Raw genomic sequence first — 17,333 nt, forward strand, 5'->3', positions numbered from 1 at the left:
CTGTCACAATTTGACACTCACCGGCCCTTTGTACAATCCGTTACACGCCGATACCAATCACTCACTGAACAGTGCAAACCACTCCCTTATAGTTCACCTACCGGCCCCGCAGTGGGCTGACATGTGAAATAAAATCGAGGATTTTTGCAATGAAAAAATTATTTGCTCTGGTTGTAGCCGCTGCTCTGGGTATGTCTTCTGTTGCTTTCGCTGCTGATACCGCTGCTGCGCCAGCATCAACTGACTCAAGCACCACCACCAGCACCACGACGTCTACTCCGGCGAAAACAACCACCGTTAAGCATCACAAACAACATAAAAAAGCCGCCGCACAGAAAGCGCAGGCTGCCAAAAAACACCATAAAAAAGCAGCTAAAAAACCCGCTGCTCAGAAAGCGCAGGCCGCTAAAAAACACCACAAAAAAGTAGTGAAAAAAGCAGCAACGCCAGCAGCATAATTGCAGAAATATAACTGTTGATAGCATGATGTCACTTAACACCCGGTTCGCCGGGTGTTTCTTTCTGGAGTCACGGATAATGGTACGACGCTACTTGTTCGAAATTATCCTGTTGGTGATGATCGTCTGCGGCGTCATTACCGCCAGTTTCTGGCTGTAATTTTTTGGCGTGCTGATATTCCAGTTTACTCTCCCTTTTTGCCCCGTATCCGACTATAGTTAGCACCATCCTCAGGGTTAAATTGTGATTATTCTCCATTCAGAGAGAGATATGCGCCTAAAAGCAGCTTTTTTGGTCGGGTGTTTAGCTTTTTCCTTTTCTGGTCATGCTGACGAAGACGATACCAGTAGTGCGGACGTGAAAACCCTTTTTTTTGGCAACGATGAACGCAGGCCGGTTTCTGATAATGCAAGCCAGCCCTGGGAAGCCATCGGCCAGCTTGAGACCGCCAGCGGCAACCTTTGCAGTGCAACGCTGATCTCTGCGCATCTGGCGCTGACCGCCGGTCACTGCCTGGTGATCCCGCCGGGTAAAGTGGATAAAGCTATTGCTCTGCGTTTTATTGCCAATGAGAAAAATGGCTGGCGCTATGAGATCCACGACATAGAAACGCGTGTCGATCCCGCGCTGGGAAAAAAGCTGAAGGCAGACGGCGACGGCTGGATTGTGCCCGCGTCGGCAGCGCCCTACGATTACGGCCTGGTGGTCTTGCGCAATCCCCCCTCAGGCATCACGCCGATTCCCCTATTTGACGGCAGCCGCAGCGACTTAACCGCAGCGTTGAAACAGACCTCAAGACGGGTGACGCAGGCAGGCTACCCGGAAGATCATCTGGAGACGCTCTATTCACATCGCGACTGTCTGGTGACCGGATGGGCGCAGAAAGGCGTGCTGTCGCACCAGTGCGATACGCTGCCGGGCGACAGCGGCTCGCCGCTGTTATTAAAGGTGGATAATGCCTGGCAACTTATCGCGGTGCAGAGCTCGGCACCGGCAGCGAAAGACCGTTATCTGGCGGACAACCGCGCCATTGCCGTTACTGCCTTTCGCGATAATCTGGAAGCGCTGGCGCAGTAACAGCAAAAGCGTTTCGAATAAGCAGACGCTCAGGCGCCAAAAGCGCCATCTATCGTATGCATTGCGCCGGTGACAAACCCTGCTTCCGGCCCCGCCAGCCAGGCGACCATACCGGCGACCTCTTCCGGCCGCCCGTGCCGTTTAAGCGCCATAAAGCTGTGCATCAACGCCTTCATCGGCCCCTCAGCCGGATTGGCATCGGTATCAATTGGCCCCGGCTGCACCACGTTTATCGTGATGCCACGCGGGCCGAAGTCGCGCGCCAGCCCCCGCGCCAGTCCCTGTAAGGCCGACTTGCTGACCGCATAAGACGCCATGCCTGCAATGGGCATCCTGTCGCCGTTTACCGAACCAATAACAACGATCCGTCCGCCTTCCGGCATCTGTCGGGCCGCTTCGACCGAGGCATAGTAAGGCGCGTGGATATTGATCTTAAAAAGCCGCTCAATCTCATCAGCACTCTGCTCCAGCGCATCGCCGAAAACGGCTATGCCTGCATTCACCACCAGCACGTCCAGCGGGCCGCTGGCGCGTACCTGCGCAATAACCGCATCGCGATCGGCGCTATCGATCTGCACCGCCACGCTGCCCGTTTCGCTGGCAAGCTGCCGTGCCGCCTCCGACGAACCACCCCAGGTAAAGGTGACGACCGCGCCATCTGCGGCAAATCGCCGGACGATTGCTGCGCCAATGCCGCGACTTCCACCCAGTACCAGCACCGACTTATTTTTAAAATCTGTCATAACACACTCCACAAGTAATATTGTAGTAGACGGTATATAATACCCTGAGAGCCTCGTCAATGGATTATGTAGTCATGACTAAAAAATTAACCCGTTCGCCTGGACGGCCTCGCAGCTTCGATCCGGCTATCGCGGTGGAAACCGCACAGAAACTCTTTCACGCGTACGGATACGACGCGGTCAGCGTGTCGGATGTTACCGATGCGCTTAACATCAAAGCGCCCAGCTTCTATGCGGCTTTTGGCAGCAAGGCGGGACTGTTTACCCGTGTTCTCGATCGCTACAGCCATCAGGGTGCGATCCCGCTAAACGAGATCCTTCGCCCTGACCGACCGGTTGCTGAGTGTCTGGCAGAACTCCTTGAGGAGGCGGCACGGTATTATGCGGCCGACCCGCTTGCAAGAGGCTGCCTGGTGTTGGAAGGGGTTCGCTGTAACGATCCGGATGCCCGCGCGCTCGCCAGCAATTACTACTTCGCCGCCGGAAAGGCGATCCATGATTTTATCGCTGAGCGCCACCCGGAGGACGCAGTCCGCCTGACCGACTTTATCAGCACTACGATGGCGGGGCTTTCCGCCAAAGCGCGCAGTGGTCAGTCGCCTGAACGTCTGCTGGCCACCGCGCAGCTTGCCGGTATGGCGTTGAGTAATGCGTTTCCGACCTGACGTTTGCAACGTTGCCGGGCAGGCGCCCGTCATAAATAAAACCTATCCCTCTACCCCATGAATTTAAGGAACTTCTTACGGCTTATTACCACGTATATAAAAATCTTTATTCATGAGTACATAATGAATCCAACTTCTTCTTCCATCACGAGTACGTTACATCCACATCCGTCTGCCGATAATGAGCCAGTACATACGGAACAGCCTGGCCCTGCTCACTGCTTTGCGCTGAGTGGCAGCCCGCTACCGCCATCGCGAATGACGCCAGGTCAGGGACAGGCATTATTGCGGAATACATTGAATGCGGCTTTGCTGCATCAGTCAGGACAACATAATTTCAGTGGCCTTGAACCGTTAATAACGGCGCTACCTGATTTACTTCAGGATGCCGACGCGCTTCACGAGTTGACTGAACCGCCACTCAATACGCTTCTTGACAACGTCAATACTCAGATTCAAAAGCAATTAGCAGAGAGTACAGTCGGGCAGCGACCGCAGTTGCACCAGCTTGCAAGTGATGTCAACACGCTTCGCCAGGCGGCGCACTTTGCCGGTCATGGTCAGTGGGCTGGTCTGCCTGAAGGCGGCATACTGTTAAAATTACATCTCCTTCGCGAACTTGACCCGGCCACGTTTCCGCAGGTCAAAAGTAGTCAGGGGCTACGCCAGTTTCTGCATAGCGCCAGCGAGGCGTGTCGTGGATTAATCGACCAACTGAATCGCCCGCTCGATCTGGCTAAACCGCTGGTCGGTGACGACACTATTCCTCCAATGCTCAGGCAAGTCTCTGATTTACTGGCGGCCATTGTTCCGCAATTAACGGATGCTGATGGCCGTGAATCCGCTAAAGATTTACAGCAGACGGTGGCTGAACTGCACGATCATCTGCTTCAGCGGGCAGCGTCTGAAGGAGACGTTTACGTTGACGCGCCCGAGGGGGCGGAGCAGGCTGACGGCGCGATGCAAAAACTGACCCATGCGCTGAGACAAACGTCGCAGCGTACTGATGTGCATGCGGCTTTATCACAGCGTGATGATGCAGAGTTTAAGTCGCAGTTGCGCGGCGAGTACGCTGAACAGATTAAGACAATGATCACGCATGCCGAAGGGCTGGACGCGATCCTGACCGACGCCAAACTGCCAAAAGCCGCCGAGAAAAGTCTGCGCAGCGCAAATAACGATATCATCAGCGAACTTAACGCGCTCAGCAAAGGGGTTCCCCTGACCGAACGTGCCTGGCGCGGTGCGTTGACACTGGCTGCTTATCCCTTACCACTGGCGGTTTCACTGGTCACCCATGAAAAAGAGTACAGTTCAACCCTGATCCCGCACTTTGTTAAAAATCTTGCGCTGCTGACCGGCCTGATGACAAATGACAGTACTAACCATCAGTCAGTTCTACAGCATGCCAACAATCGTCTGTTTGTTAATGGCGTGGTGGGTCTCATTTATGCCGGCCCGGCGTTTATTAACGCAATGAAGCCGTTGCACGGCGCGCCAGCCTTCAGCGTTGGCGCGGGTTTACTCTCCGGCGCAGCCACATTCGGATGGTTTAATCAGAAACAGCTGGGCAAAGGTGTGAACCATATTATCCAGAAAATGCAGTCTCTGGTTTTCGGCTCCCGTAATGACCAGTTAATTCTGCGGAGTGATGCCAAAGCGCGGCTACACGACTACATCGAAGGACTACAGGGCAACCGCCAGGCTTTTGCAGAAATTGACCGCGCGTTTCGCGGCGGCGGCGAAAAACATCTGTCTGATAATCTCGATGCGCAGATTGAGCGTACGCTGACACAAATGGATTCAGTGCTGCAAGAAGGCCACGATCTTCTGACCAGGAACACGCCGGATGAGCGCAACAACAGAACTGAAACGGCTGCGCCGCCTCATAATGCAGATTTCCTGCCTAAACTTGGGCTGACCGCTTTTACCGGTATGATTTGCGGCGGCGTTGTTGCGCTCATGTCGGATAATCCGGTGGGCATGGTCGACTATATTGTTGATGGCTTGTGGTGTAGTCATGAGATGTACAAACAGGCAGCGAATCCAAACGTTAATTTGCAGGGCGCGGTGAAAACCTTTAAAGATTTGGTCGGCCTTAATCTGACGATGATCGCCTATCTCTCAGCGAACAAAGGCTACGACTTCCTGCACGCCGGCGCCGGTGAGTACGCCGCCGGGACGCTGGCGATGACTGCGGCAAACTTAACTCTGCCGGGCATGGTGGGTGAAATGGTAGGCAACAGCGCGGGTGGGATTCTGGAAAAAGGGAATGCGGCTTTCAGTCACGCCTCGCGTGAGGTCCAGGGCGCACTGGGATATCTGACCAGCAGACTCAACAGCAGCTTTGGCATTACAGAGCCTGAACGGCGTGGCACTGACATTGAGATGCAACCTGCTCAGGTCGCCGCCATGGAACCGGAGGCGCAATCCGTTTCGCGCTCCTGACAAGCGCGAAACGGTCGCCAGCGGACGCACAAAATGCATCTGCGGCAAGGCCTAAACAGCAATCTCATCCATCGCCTGCTGGATGCGTTTTTCCGACACCGGATAAGGCGTACCGAGCTGCTGCGCAAAGTAGCTGACGCGCAATTCTTCAATCATCCAGCGCACGTCCTTCACCTCGTCGTCGTCCCGGCGCGCTTCCGGCAGCTTATTAAACCAGGCGCTCCAGGCCTGCTGAATTTTTTCCACCTTCAGCATACGCGCGCGATCGCTGTGTGGATCCACCGGCAGTTTTTCCAGCCGTCGTTCGATGGCAAGGAGATAGCGCAGGGTATCTCCCAGGCGCTTCCAGCCGTTACGCGTTACAAAGCCGCGATATACCAGGCCGCCCATTTGCGCTTTGATATCGGCCAGCGCCAGCGCCTGAGTCATATCCACGCGCCCTTTCAGCCGTTTGTTTATGTTGAAAACGGCGGTCAGGATCTGCTCGACTTTTTTTGCGATATCCACCACCGTGTCGTTAAGACCGGCGCGCACTTTTTCATGCAGCGCGTCAAATTCGTTTTGCTTCCAGGCCGGCCCGCCCTGTTCGGCCATCAGCTTGTCCACGCCGCAGGCAATGCAGTCATCAATCAGATCCAGCACCTTGCCGTAAGGATTGAAATAGAGTCCCAGCTTGGCTTTATTCGGCAGCTTTTCATGCAGATATTTAATCGGCGATGGAATGTTAAGCAGCAGCAGCCTGCGTTGTCCCTGCCACATCGCCTTTTGCTGCTCGTGCTGTGAATCGAACAGCCGGATCGCCACGCTGTCTTTTTCGTCCACCAGCGCTGGCCACGCCTTGACGCTGTAGCTGCCGCGCTTCTGCTCGTAGCGATCCGGCAAATCGCCAAAGCTCCAGATGTGCAACCCGCTCTGCTCCAGCCCGTCATCCGCGACGTTCGCCAGCGTCTCCTGGACTTTGCCTTTCAGGATCTGCTTAAGCTGCATCAGGTCGCGCCCTTCGTTCAGCTTGCGGTTGTGCTCATCGACGACGCGGAAACTCATTTTCAGATGATCGGGCACCTGCTCCCATTGCCAGTCTTCACGCGCCAGCGCGATCCCGCTCATGCGGCGGAACTCGCGCTCCAGCGATTCAAGGAGAGGCCGCTCAAACGGCACGGCGCGCTCAAGAAATGCCTCAGCATAGTTGGGCGCGGGCACAAAATTACGACGAAGCGGTTTGGGTAAAGATTTAATCAGCGCAATCACCAGCTCTCGCCTGAGGCCCGGGATCTGCCATTCAAAACCTTTGTCCCCGACCTGGTTGAGCAGCGGCAGAGGAATATGCACCGTCACGCCATCAGCGTCGGCGCCGGGCTCGAACTGATAGCTCAGACGCAGGCTGAGATTACCCTGCTGCCAGACGTTCGGATAGTCGAGCTTGCTGACGCCCTCTGCACCCTCTTTGATCAGCATCTCTCTGGCAAAGTTGAGCTGTTCAGCGTCATCACGACTTGCCTGCTTCCACCAGCTGTCAAAATGGCGGGCGGAAACCACCTCGTGAGGAATGCGCCGATCGTAGAAAGCAAACAGGGTTTCATCATCAACCAGAATATCGCGGCGCCGTGACTTGTGCTCCAACGCCTCCACTTCCTCACGCAGCCTGAGATTGGCGCGGAAAAAAGCGTGGCGCGTCTGCCAGTCGCCCTCAACCAGCGCGTGACGAATAAACAGCTCGCGTGACAACGTCGGATCGATACGGCTGTAGTTAACTTTGCGCGCAGCAACGATGGGTAGCCCGTACAGTGTCACTTTCTCACTGGCCATCACCGCGCCCTGCGCTTTTTCCCAGTGAGGCTCGCTGTAGCTGCGTTTGATCAGATGCTGCGCGACGGGTTCGATCCACTCAGGATCGATGCGCGCGGCAATGCGCCCCCACAAGCGGCTGGTTTCAACCAGCTCGGCCACCATCGTCCACTTCGGCGGCTTTTTAAACAGACCGGAGCCGGGAAAAATCGAAAAACGGGCGTTGCGTGCGCCGGTAAATTCAGGTTTCTCGGCATCTTTCTGACCGATATGCGACAGCAGTCCGGTGAGCAGCGCAGTATGCAGACCACGAAAATCCGCCGGTTCACTGTTCAGCGGAATCCCCAGTTCGCGTACCACCTGGCGGAGCTGGGTATAGATGTCCTGCCACTCGCGCACCCGCAGATAGTTAAGGTAATCCACCTTGCACTGGCGACGGAAGGCATTCGAACCCAGCGCTTTTTGCTGTTCCTGAAGGTAGTTCCACAAATTCACGAATGACAGGAAATCTGACTCTTTATCAAGGAAACGGCGATGCTTCTCATCCGAAGCCTGCTGCTTTTCTACCGGACGCTCGCGCGGATCCTGAATCGACAGCGCAGCGGTGATGATCATCACTTCGCGCGTGCAGCCATATTTTTGCGCTTCCAGCACCATTTTCGCGAGGCGCGGATCGACCGGCAACTGCGCCAGCGCCCGGCCCGACGGCGTCAGTTTATAGTGCTGATTGTCCTGCGTGATGGCGCCCAGCTCTTCCAGCAGCCTGACGCCATCCTGAATATTGCGCTTGTCGGGCGCTTCCACAAACGGAAAGGCGCCGATGTCGCCTAAACCCAGCGCGGTCATTTGCAGGATCACCGAGGCCAGATTAGTGCGCAGAATTTCGGGATCGGTAAATTCGGGACGATTTATAAAGTCCTCTTCCGAATAGAGGCGAATGCAAATCCCTTCTGACACGCGGCCGCAGCGCCCTTTACGCTGATTGGCCGACGCCTGAGAAACCGGCTCAATCGGCAGGCGCTGTACTTTAGTGCGATAGCTGTAACGGCTGATGCGCGCCGTGCCGGGATCGATAACGTACTTAATGCCCGGCACCGTCAGCGAGGTTTCAGCAACGTTCGTCGCCAGAACGATGCGCCTGCCGGTATGCGACTGAAACACGCGGTTTTGCTCAGCGTTGGAAAGACGCGCGTAGAGCGGCAGTACGTCGGTATGCGGCAGATCGCGGCGATTGAGCGCATCGGCGGTATCGCGGATTTCCCGCTCGCCGCTCATAAAGATCAGAATATCGCCCGGCCCTTCGTGGCTCAGCTCGTCCACCGCGTCGAAAATGGCCTGAAGCTGATCGCGCTCGCTATCGTCGGCGTCCTCCATTACCGGACGGTAACGCACCTCGACCGGAAAGGTGCGGCCTGAAACTTCAATCACCGGCGCGTTGTGAAAGTGGCGAGAAAAGCGCTGCGGATCGATGGTCGCCGAGGTAATAATGACTTTCAGATCGGGACGGCGCGGCAGCAGTTCACGCAGGTAACCCAGCAGGAAATCGATGTTAAGGCTGCGCTCGTGCGCCTCATCAATAATGATGGTGTCGTACTGCATCAACAGGCGATCCTGCTGGATTTCCGCCAGCAGAATACCGTCGGTCATCAGCTTTACCTGGGTGGTGTCGCTGACGCGATCGTTAAAGCGCACTTTATAACCGATGCAGCCGCCCGGCGTGGTGTCTAACTCGTCGGCGATGCGGTCCGCCACGGTACGCGCCGCCAGCCTGCGCGGCTGGGTGTGGCCAATCAGCCCGACGATCCCTCTGCCCAACTCCATACAAATTTTAGGGAGCTGCGTGGTTTTACCGGAGCCGGTTTCACCGGCCACGATCACCACCTGATGGTGTTTAATCGCCTCGGCGATATCCTCTTTTTTCTGGCTGACCGGCAGCGCGTCGGGATAGCTGATGGTTGGTGTGGCCGCACGACGCTGCGCCACGCGCTGTTCTGCGTGGGTCACCTCAGCCTCAAGCTCGTCGGCGATGGCCTGACGGGCAGCAGAATTCTTCACTTTGCGCGCGCCGTGCAGGCGTTTTTGCAGCCGCTGGCGATCGCGCAGCATCAGCGCATCCAGGCGTGGCATCAGCGCCGCAAGTGATGAAGGAAGGATTTCAGACATAGGGTTTAATGCTCGATCGACCGCAGCCGATATTTCAGATGAAAAAATTTCGCGTAGTGTAGCACAGACAGGCACTTAGCACCGATCCCTCGCGGGTTACGCTTGTTCAGTAATTTTGAACGCGGGCGTCAGAATATTGCACTATCACTCGGCGAAGTTTGCCCATAGAGTGTAACCCATTGAGCATAAAGCCATCACGCAAAGGAAATTAATATGAGCAAAGTTTTAATTCTGAAATCCAGTATTCTTGCCGGTTATTCGCAGTCGAACCAGCTGGCCGATCACTTTGTATCAGAGTGGAAAGCGTCTCACAGCGGCGATGCTATTACCGTACGCGATCTGGCTGCGGATCCGATCCCGGTGCTTGACGGCGAACTGGTTGGCGCGCTGCGTCCTTCCGATGCCGCACTGACGCCGCGTCAACAAGAAGCGCTGGCGCTCTCTGATACGCTGATTGCTGAACTTCAGGCTCATGACGTTATTGTTATTGCGGCGCCGATGTACAATTTCAACATCTCAACTCAGCTCAAAAACTACTTTGATTTGGTGGCCCGCGCAGGCGTCACTTTCCGCTATAGCGAAAACGGCCCTGAAGGCCTGGTCACCGGCAAAAAAGTCATCGTTATCACCAGCCGCGGCGGTATTCATAAAGACACGCCAGGCGATCTGCAAACCCCGTACCTGAAGCTTTTCCTGGGCTTTTTGGGCATGTCCGACGTGCAGTTCGTCTTTGCCGAAGGCATCGCGTACGGCCCGGAAGTGGCGACTAAAGCCGCCGCAGAAGCAAAAGCGGTTCTTTCGCAAATCGTTACCGCTTAACGTATAAACAATAAAGCCGCCGCGGCCTTTGCGACGGCTTATCGCTATTCTATAAAGTTAGCCAGCTCGTCTGATGTTCCTTCAGGAAAGCATTTCTTCAGCCAGGCCATAAAGGCGGAGACGCGTGGGCTGAGCAGGCGCCGCGAGGGATATAATGCCCACAACGCAGCGGCCGGGCCTTCCATGTCGCCCCATTTCACCAGTTTTCCGGTATTGAGGTCGTTAAAAACCAGCGAGAGCGGCAGGCTGGCAACGCCAACATCAAGCCGCACTGCATCGCGGATCATTATCATTGACGAGAGCGAAAGAACCGGATTGACCATCATGGTCGATGCCCCGTCCGGCGTGATGAATTTCCAGCTTTTTTGCTGTCCGGTTGCTCCTCTGACGATTACCGGAACAACGCCGTCGCCCGAAGGCCGGGTTCGATGCGGGCTGGCGACCAGGATCTGGCGATCGTGCAGGAAAGGCCGACCAATCAGCGTTTCATCCTCTTTCGGATTCACCCTGATCACCAGATCGTATCCCTCCTCAATCATCGCAACTTCACGGTCATCCGCTGTCACCTCCAGCTGTATTTCCGGATAGTGCAGCACAAATCCGGCGGCAAGCCTCCCCATTGCGGTCTGCGCAAACAACAGCGGAACGCTGACGCGCAACCGTCCTCGCGGTATTTTTCCTCCCGACGCTATTGCTGCCGTGGCTTCCTCAAGTTCGGTGAGCAACTGCCCCGCGCGCTCAAACAGCGCCAGCCCTTCTTCCGTCAGCCTGAGATCGCGCGAACCCCGTTCAAACAGCCGTAAACCGAGTTCAGCTTCTAATTCCGCCACGCGGCGCGACAGCGTCGCCTTGGGGCGGCCGGTGGCGCGGGCGGCTTTCCCGAACCCGCCGTAGCGGGCAACCAGGGTGAAGTCTTTTATTCTCAGAAGATCCATGTGTTCCACCAGTGAGACAAGGCATCTATATATAACGTCTATTCGCCTGATTTTGAATCAGTGATAATGATTCCGTCAACACAGACATCCTTCAGGAGAAATAAAATGACCATTCTTGTAACAGGCGCGACTGGCCGCGTTGGCCATCATGTTGTTGAGCAACTTATCAGCCGTGGCGCTGCCGTTCGTATACTTACCCGCGATCCGTCAAAGGCGAATTTTTCCCCAGACGTTGAAGTGGTACAGGGCGATATGTTGAACATCGCTTCGCTTCGCGCTGCCTTTGCTGGCATAAAAACGCTGTTTCTGCTCAATGCCGTAACGGGTGATGAATTTACTCAGGCGCTGATCACACTCAATATTGCGCGTGAAGCGGGGGTCAGACGCGTTGTCTATCTCTCGGTTCTTCATGCCGATCGTTTTGTGAACGTGCCGCACTTTGCGGTGAAATCCGGCGCCGAGCGGATGATTGCACAAATGGGGTTCAGCGCCACCATTCTGCGTCCCGCCTATTTCATTGATAATGAGCACATGATCACCGATGTCATCGTCAATCATGGCATCTACCCAATGCCCATCGGCAGCAAGGGGATTGCCATGGTCGACACACGCGATATTGCTGAAGTGGCGGCAATTGAGTTAATCCGCCGCGACCAGACAGAGGGCGAACTGCCATCCGACACCATTAACCTTGTCGGCCCTGACGTGCTGACCGGCGCCGATGCGGCTGCTCTCTGGTCTGAGGTTCTGGGCCGTACAATCGGTTATGGCGGCGACGATCCCACGGGGTTTGAACAGAACCTGGCGACGTTTATGCCTGAGTGGATGGCTTACGAAATGCGTCTGATGGCTGAACGCTATGTCAGTGACGGAATGTTGCCAGCGCCGGGTGACGTTGAGCGCCTGACCGCCCTCCTTGGCCGTCCGCTTCATACCTATCGGGAATTCGCGACCGGCACGGCTTCTGAAGCATGATAAAGATCCTGAGGCAGGGAAGCCTGTTTTGCTGCGGCTCAATGATCCTTTTTCAGCCACTGACCATTTATACCACGCACGTATTCACCCACCGCCGCGCGCTCCACCAGTTTTTGACCGGCGATGCGGCCGACTTCGTTTTCGGTCATATTGTTCTTCTTTGCCAGTGCCTGATATTCCTGTTTTCGTCCCTGATTAACCCGTTCGACCAGCGCACGGGTTTCCTCATCCTGTTTTACCGGCGCGACAAAGCCGGAAAAGGTTTCGCCCACGCGGCCCTGCTGACGCGCTTCGTTAAGCGTTAACGCCATGACGGCGGGAGTAAAAAGCATCAGGGCAGTTACTATTGCTTTCAGCGTAGTCATTATTTTTTCCTCAGAACAGGTCGCTGTTATTTTTCAGCAGCGCTTCTACGTCTTTATCAACCTTAATATGGATCTCATGCTCAATCTTCACGTTCATATTAATGGTGATGGGCTCTTTCGGGGCAGCCACTTCGATACGCGGAATGCAGCCGCTCAGTAGCATCGCGATTGCAGGCATCAGCAGGCTAATGCGTTTCATCTTTTTTTTCCTTCTGCTGTGGCAGGTTGGCATTATCTTCTACCCAGGATTGCAAATTATCGCCAAAGCGCAGGCTGCGCCAGAGCTGGAACAGATTTTCCTGCTGCGTATAGTTAAGCGATACGCGCTGATTTTTATCGCTGAAGCGGCTGGTGCCTTCCACCTGCGCCTTCATCGTCAGGCCGCCCAGGTTATCCAGATCGAGGGTGGCCCAGCTACGCGATATTTCCATATAGCGCAGCCAGTCGAGCGCGGCGCCGGCGGCAATACTGTTCTGTGACAGGGCATCAGCGAAATCCTTATCCAGCCGGATGGTCAGCGGGCCGCTGTTGGCCAGCCAGCCCTCTTTTACCAGCCACTGAGAATGGTTGAGCCACAGCGGCAGCGCGCCGTTAATTTTGCCCGACATGGCGATCTGTTTTGGCTTCACCGCCGTAATCACTTCACTGAGGTCGATATTACTTAAGCGCAGCATCGCCGCCTCGGTTTGCGGCATTTGCAGGCTCTCCATACTGATTTTTCCGCCGAGAACGTCCATGGCGACGTTGCTTAAACGCAGCGGCTGCCGGGCGCGCCAGGGATACCACCCCTGAAGATCTGCGGTGATATTGTGCAAAGCAAACTGGTTCTTGATCTCTTTAATGCGCAGCGAAACCGGCCCTTTTGCGCCGAAATACCACTGATGCGCCTTCAGGCGGAACGGCAGAGAAAAGTCCACGCCGTTAATCTGATTATCCGGCATGCGTACGCTGCCGTTCGTCACCACCCAGTGTCCACCGGCGCTCAGCCCCTGCTCGTCAGAGGCTGAAAACGCCGCCTGCGCGCGGAGCGTGCCGGACTGGATCTGCATTTTCAGGTCGCCGAGCAGCGGCTGAAAGACCGACAGCGGCTGTGATGGCCACCAGGCCTGACCGCGCAGCCGCTCGCCATCCCAGCGGCCCTGCACGCGAACCGGGCCGATCGCCTGCGCCTGTAGCGATCCGCTGTACAAAAATGCGGCCGGATCGCGGCCTCTGACGGCCAGCGTCAGCGCAGCCGGCGGCAGGTAACCGCCGCCGGAGAAATCCGTACGCTGCGCGGCAAGCCGGAACTGCCCTGTCATTGACGGATTTTTTTGATCGCGCTGCCAGCGCAGCGGCGCCGTCAGCGTCAACCTTGGGGAATTCACGTTGACGCTGCCGTAAGCGATGCGATCGAACCCGGTGGAAAGCGACGTCAGTTCAATCACCGTATCCTCCCAGCGCCCTCGTCCGCTGATATCCCACGTCGCCGCCAGCGGTGCAATCGCGCCATCGCCCCAGTAGCGCCAGCGCCACAGCCCTTTGTCCGGCCAGAAATCACGCGCGCCGCCGTCAAGATGCAGACGAAAACGCCCCCGCCGGGGATCGTGCGCGGTCAGGATTGCCTGAAGGCGACCGCTCAATCCCGCAGAAGAGAGCGTCACGCCCGCCAGCGGCCAGCGCGCTTCGTCCACTTCCAGCGTCGAAAGCAACCGCCCTTTCATGCGCAGCAATGCGCCGGGCTTGAGGAGAATATGCGGATCGCTCAGCGCGCCCTGCACGTCACCGGGCAAACCGGCATAGAATTGCAGCTGATCCAGTTTGCTTTCGCCGGTAATGCGAAACGGCAATGCGCTGTTAACGAAATCAAGATGTCCCGGCCCGAGCGACAACACCACGTTTCCTTTACCGCCGCGCCCCTGCGTCAGCACGTTAAGCCTGCCGACGATCTCCGTCGCGGGCAGCCCCTGCTGCCAGTTACGCAGCGACAGCGAGACGCCGCCGGAAACAGGCTGCGGGCCGTAAGGCCAGCGCCATTGCCCCTGATTGATGCGTATCTCTTCTGCGGTCGCCTGCCAGGGAAGCGCCAGCAGCGGCGTGTCGTCATTCTGCTGCGTCACGCTCAGTTGGCCCTGCCGACGCTGCCACGCCAGGTTAATCGCCACGGGCGTCGGCAGAGCGGACAGGGTCAGCGTGCTGTGTAGCCGACCGCTCTCAGGCAGGCCATCAGGAAACGCAGGCAGCGTCACCGTACCGGCAAGACTTACCGGCTTTTCCACACCCGGCGCGCTCAGCGTCAATGACTGAATATCCAACTGCTGACCGCGGAGTTCAGCGATGAGCGAAAGCGCCTCTCCGCTATAGCGGATACGCTGTGCGCTGCCGTCCAGGTTGAGCGTCAGCGCGCCCGCCCATGTCTGCCACGGGGTGACCTTTACCTTATCAATATTGATATCGGCAGCAGGCAGCATTGCCTGCCAGTCGGCGATCGATCGCGGCGCGGCGCGGTTTTCGCCCGCCGGAAGCTGATTAAAGCAGTCGCTGTCGATATCCAGCCCGGCAGCATGCAGCCGCCAGCGGCCTCCCGTGTGCTGCAACGTGGCATCTTTCACTACCGCCATCGGGCAATCACCCGCCAGATAGCGAACGTCAGGCACAAAAAGGCCGCCGTTACGCCACTGCGGCCGCCCGTCGAGCGCCACGGAGGTGCCCGCCGGTAACCAGATGCCGGCCAGGTGTGGCAACCAGCGGGTGACGGTTAGCATGAGCCCGGCCAGCAGCAAAATCAGCGTCAGGACCGCCGTTGTGAAAATTTTCCAGCCCCGGCTCATGACAAATTACGTCCGTAAAAAAAAGAGAGTAAACAATGATGGCACGTAATATTCATTCAAAGAAGTTTTTCGCCAAAAATCATGGTGTAGCGTCATAAGGAGTTTTCAGTTCATCCTGAAGAAATGTTGTTAAGATTAAAGCAGTGTTTTTTGAGTTCAGGAGAAACGTAATGAGACTCGCGGTGTACAGCACAAAACAGTATGACCGGACATATATCGAACAGGTAAATCAGGATTTTGGTTATGAACTGGAGTTCTTTGACTTTCTGCTCACCGAACGCACCGCAAAAAATGCCGTAGGCTGCGATGGCGTCTGTATTTTTGTCAACGACGACGGCGGGCGCGCGGTGCTGGAAGAGCTGGCGGCGCTGGGCGTTAAGTTTGTGGCGCTGCGCTGTGCGGGTTTTAACAACGTCGATCTGGACGCGGCGAATGCGCTGGGCATTCAGGTCGTGCGTGTACCGGCCTATTCACCCGAAGCCGTAGCCGAACATGCGGTAGGCATGATGATGACGCTGAACCGGCGCATTCATCGTGCGTATCAACGCACGCGCGACGCCAATTTTTCGCTGGAAGGGTTAATCGGTTTCAATATGCATGGCCGCACGGCGGGCGTCGTCGGCACGGGAAAAATCGGTCTGGCCACGCTGCGTATTCTGAAAGGCTTCGGCATGCGCCTGCTGGCGGTTGATCCTTTCCCCAATCCACAGGCCAGTGAACTGGGCGCAGAGTATGTCGATATCACTACGCTGTTCCGGGAAGCGGACGTTATTTCTCTTCACTGCCCGATGACGCCGGAAAATCACCACCTGCTGGATATGGCGGCGTTTAATCAGATGAAAGATGGAGTGATGATCATCAATACCAGCCGCGGCGGGCTGATTGATTCCCAGGCGGCCATTGATGCGTTAAAGCTGCAAAAAATTGGCTCGCTGGGGATGGATGTTTATGAAAACGAGCGCGATCTGTTTTTTGAAGATAAATCCAATGACGTTATTCAGGATGATATTTTCCGCCGCCTGTCCGCCTGCCACAACGTGCTGTTCACCGGCCATCAGGCGTTTCTGACGGCGGACGCGCTGACCAGCATTGCGGAAACGACGCTGCAAAATCTGAAGCTGTTGAGCAACGGAGAGCCCTGTCCAAACGCGCTGACTGCGTAATCAGCGCGCGCAGGTGCCACCGGCAAGCGCGTCTTCGCCGCAGCGACGACCGTTCGCCAGCTGGCACATGCCCACCGATGAGCCATCGAGCTGGCGGGAGAGCGCCAGCGTTCCGCCTGCGCTGACGCAGTTACTGGCAGCCAGATCGGACATCACGACTTTTGCAGGTACGTGCGCAGCGGTGGCCTGCTGCGGCGGTTCGTTATCATCGCTGCTGCTGCATCCGGCCAGCAGCAATACTGCGCCAGCAATAAGTAAAGTCGTGGTTCTCATGGTGTCTCTCCAGGCGGTTGGACAGCCAGCATATGCCACGATTTCGGGTGGGTCGAGAGGTGACATAAATATTTACCATTCAGCAGCGCGCCGCGGTCTCCTGGCTGATACGTGTGGTCAGATTGTCTGACCGCTTGCCGCCTTAATGCGCGGTGAGGTGACTCAGCGTTTGTTGTCACGCAAGAGGCTGGCGACCATTGGGCCAGCGCCAACCGGGAAGCGCCGTGGCGCGACATTCGCAGGGAAACGTCGCATAAAATTGATGCCTGACAGCACGAAGGTTGAAAGTTATGCGTCAGGGTTTGCTAAACTGATTAAGTTCAGGAACATAAGAGGAAAACAGGATGAGTAATAAATCAGTGCTGATTGTGGCGAAATTTACGGCAAAACCTGGCAAGGCTGATGAGTTAAAAAAAGTGCTTAATCACGCGGTGAAACCTTCCCGCGCGGAAGCAGGCTGCCTGCATTACGATCTTTATCGCAGCGTGGAGGACGGGAACGTGTTCCTGTTCCACGAGGGATGGGAAAACGGTGCGGCGGTGGAGAACCATGAACAGCAGCCCCATTTCAAGACGTTGATTGAGCAGGCGGAACCGCTGCTTTCAGCACCACCTGACGTCAATAAAATCTGAAAAAAAAGCCAGCGTCGCTGG

Annotated in this window: 15 protein-coding genes; 8 read left to right on the forward strand and 7 right to left on the reverse strand. The window is 56.2% G+C overall.

All coding sequences use genetic code 11. The annotated features are described in order from the left end of the window. Positions 1-149 precede the first annotated feature (149 nt). A complete protein-coding gene (asr, locus tag FA91_RS20780; RefSeq protein WP_034914951.1) occupies positions 150-458 on the forward strand; it encodes an acid resistance repetitive basic protein Asr in 309 nt (102 codons plus the stop codon). Between the two features lie 271 nt (positions 459-729). Continuing rightward, positions 730-1,536 carry a serine protease gene (locus FA91_RS09345; protein ID WP_034914953.1) on the forward strand — a complete coding sequence of 269 codons (807 nt, stop codon included), beginning with the start codon at positions 730-732 and terminating at the stop codon, positions 1,534-1,536. Between the two features lie 29 nt (positions 1,537-1,565). On the opposite strand, the gene bdcA is transcribed toward FA91_RS09345, so the two are convergent. Next, positions 1,566-2,279 carry an SDR family oxidoreductase gene (gene bdcA, locus FA91_RS09350; protein WP_034914956.1) on the reverse strand — a complete coding sequence of 238 codons (714 nt, stop codon included), beginning with the start codon at positions 2,277-2,279 and terminating at the stop codon, positions 1,566-1,568. A 74-nt stretch (positions 2,280-2,353) separates the two neighbouring features. Here bdcA and FA91_RS09355 point away from each other — a divergent pair, with 74 nt between their 5' ends. Next, positions 2,354-2,944, forward strand: a complete 591-nt coding sequence (locus FA91_RS09355; protein WP_034914960.1) for a TetR/AcrR family transcriptional regulator — start codon at positions 2,354-2,356, stop codon at positions 2,942-2,944. Between the two features lie 297 nt (positions 2,945-3,241). Beyond that, positions 3,242-5,392, forward strand: a complete 2,151-nt coding sequence (locus tag FA91_RS09360) for a hypothetical protein (RefSeq protein ID WP_156103070.1) — start codon at positions 3,242-3,244, stop codon at positions 5,390-5,392. 51 nt (positions 5,393-5,443) lie between these two features. Here the strand turns inward: FA91_RS09360 and hrpA are convergent, their stop codons facing one another. Beyond that, positions 5,444-9,340: an ATP-dependent RNA helicase HrpA gene (gene hrpA / locus FA91_RS09365; protein ID WP_034914967.1), complete on the reverse strand. Its 3,897-nt coding sequence runs from the start codon at positions 9,338-9,340 to the stop codon at positions 5,444-5,446. 213 nt (positions 9,341-9,553) lie between these two features. Between hrpA and FA91_RS09370 the strand changes: the two genes are divergently transcribed. Continuing rightward, on the forward strand, positions 9,554-10,159 hold the full coding sequence (locus FA91_RS09370; RefSeq protein ID WP_034914969.1) for an FMN-dependent NADH-azoreductase: 606 nt from the start codon (positions 9,554-9,556) through the stop codon (positions 10,157-10,159). A 44-nt stretch (positions 10,160-10,203) separates the two neighbouring features. On the opposite strand, the gene FA91_RS09375 is transcribed toward FA91_RS09370, so the two are convergent. After that, the gene (locus tag FA91_RS09375) at positions 10,204-11,094 is read right to left on the reverse strand and encodes a LysR family transcriptional regulator (protein WP_034914972.1); all 891 of its coding nucleotides are present in this window, start codon (positions 11,092-11,094) and stop codon (positions 10,204-10,206) included. 105 nt (positions 11,095-11,199) lie between these two features. On the opposite strand from FA91_RS09375, the gene FA91_RS09380 reads away from it, so the two are divergent. Then, complete coding sequence (locus FA91_RS09380) at positions 11,200-12,069, forward strand: NmrA family NAD(P)-binding protein (RefSeq protein ID WP_034914976.1); 870 nt, start codon at positions 11,200-11,202, stop codon at positions 12,067-12,069. A gap of 38 nt (positions 12,070-12,107) precedes the next feature. On the opposite strand, the gene FA91_RS09385 is transcribed toward FA91_RS09380, so the two are convergent. Genes FA91_RS09385 through FA91_RS09395 form a run of 3 tightly spaced genes read right to left on the reverse strand, consistent with a single transcriptional unit; the run spans position 12,108 to position 15,244 of the window. Beyond that, a complete protein-coding gene (locus tag FA91_RS09385; RefSeq protein ID WP_034914978.1) occupies positions 12,108-12,434 on the reverse strand; it encodes a YdbL family protein in 327 nt (108 codons plus the stop codon). A gap of 10 nt (positions 12,435-12,444) precedes the next feature. Continuing rightward, positions 12,445-12,633 carry a YnbE family lipoprotein gene (locus tag FA91_RS09390; RefSeq protein WP_034914982.1) on the reverse strand — a complete coding sequence of 63 codons (189 nt, stop codon included), beginning with the start codon at positions 12,631-12,633 and terminating at the stop codon, positions 12,445-12,447. Next, positions 12,620-15,244 carry a YdbH family protein gene (locus tag FA91_RS09395; protein ID WP_034914987.1) on the reverse strand — a complete coding sequence of 875 codons (2,625 nt, stop codon included), beginning with the start codon at positions 15,242-15,244 and terminating at the stop codon, positions 12,620-12,622. Before FA91_RS09395 ends, FA91_RS09390 begins: the two co-directional genes overlap by 14 nt. 170 nt (positions 15,245-15,414) lie before the next feature. Here FA91_RS09395 and FA91_RS09400 point away from each other — a divergent pair, with 170 nt between their 5' ends. Next, positions 15,415-16,407, forward strand: a complete 993-nt coding sequence (locus FA91_RS09400) for a 2-hydroxyacid dehydrogenase (protein WP_034914990.1) — start codon at positions 15,415-15,417, stop codon at positions 16,405-16,407. On the opposite strand, the gene FA91_RS09405 is transcribed toward FA91_RS09400, so the two are convergent. After that, the gene (locus FA91_RS09405; RefSeq protein WP_034914992.1) at positions 16,408-16,680 is read right to left on the reverse strand and encodes a DUF333 domain-containing protein; all 273 of its coding nucleotides are present in this window, start codon (positions 16,678-16,680) and stop codon (positions 16,408-16,410) included. 344 nt (positions 16,681-17,024) lie between these two features. Here FA91_RS09405 and FA91_RS09410 point away from each other — a divergent pair, with 344 nt between their 5' ends. Further along, positions 17,025-17,312, forward strand: coding sequence for a putative quinol monooxygenase (locus FA91_RS09410; RefSeq protein WP_034914995.1), 288 nt, complete (start codon positions 17,025-17,027; stop codon positions 17,310-17,312). The last annotated feature ends 21 nt before the right edge of the window (positions 17,313-17,333 follow it).

This window comes from Erwinia sp. 9145 (genome assembly GCF_000745075.1).
Taxonomy (GTDB): domain Bacteria; phylum Pseudomonadota; class Gammaproteobacteria; order Enterobacterales; family Enterobacteriaceae; genus Erwinia; species Erwinia oleae.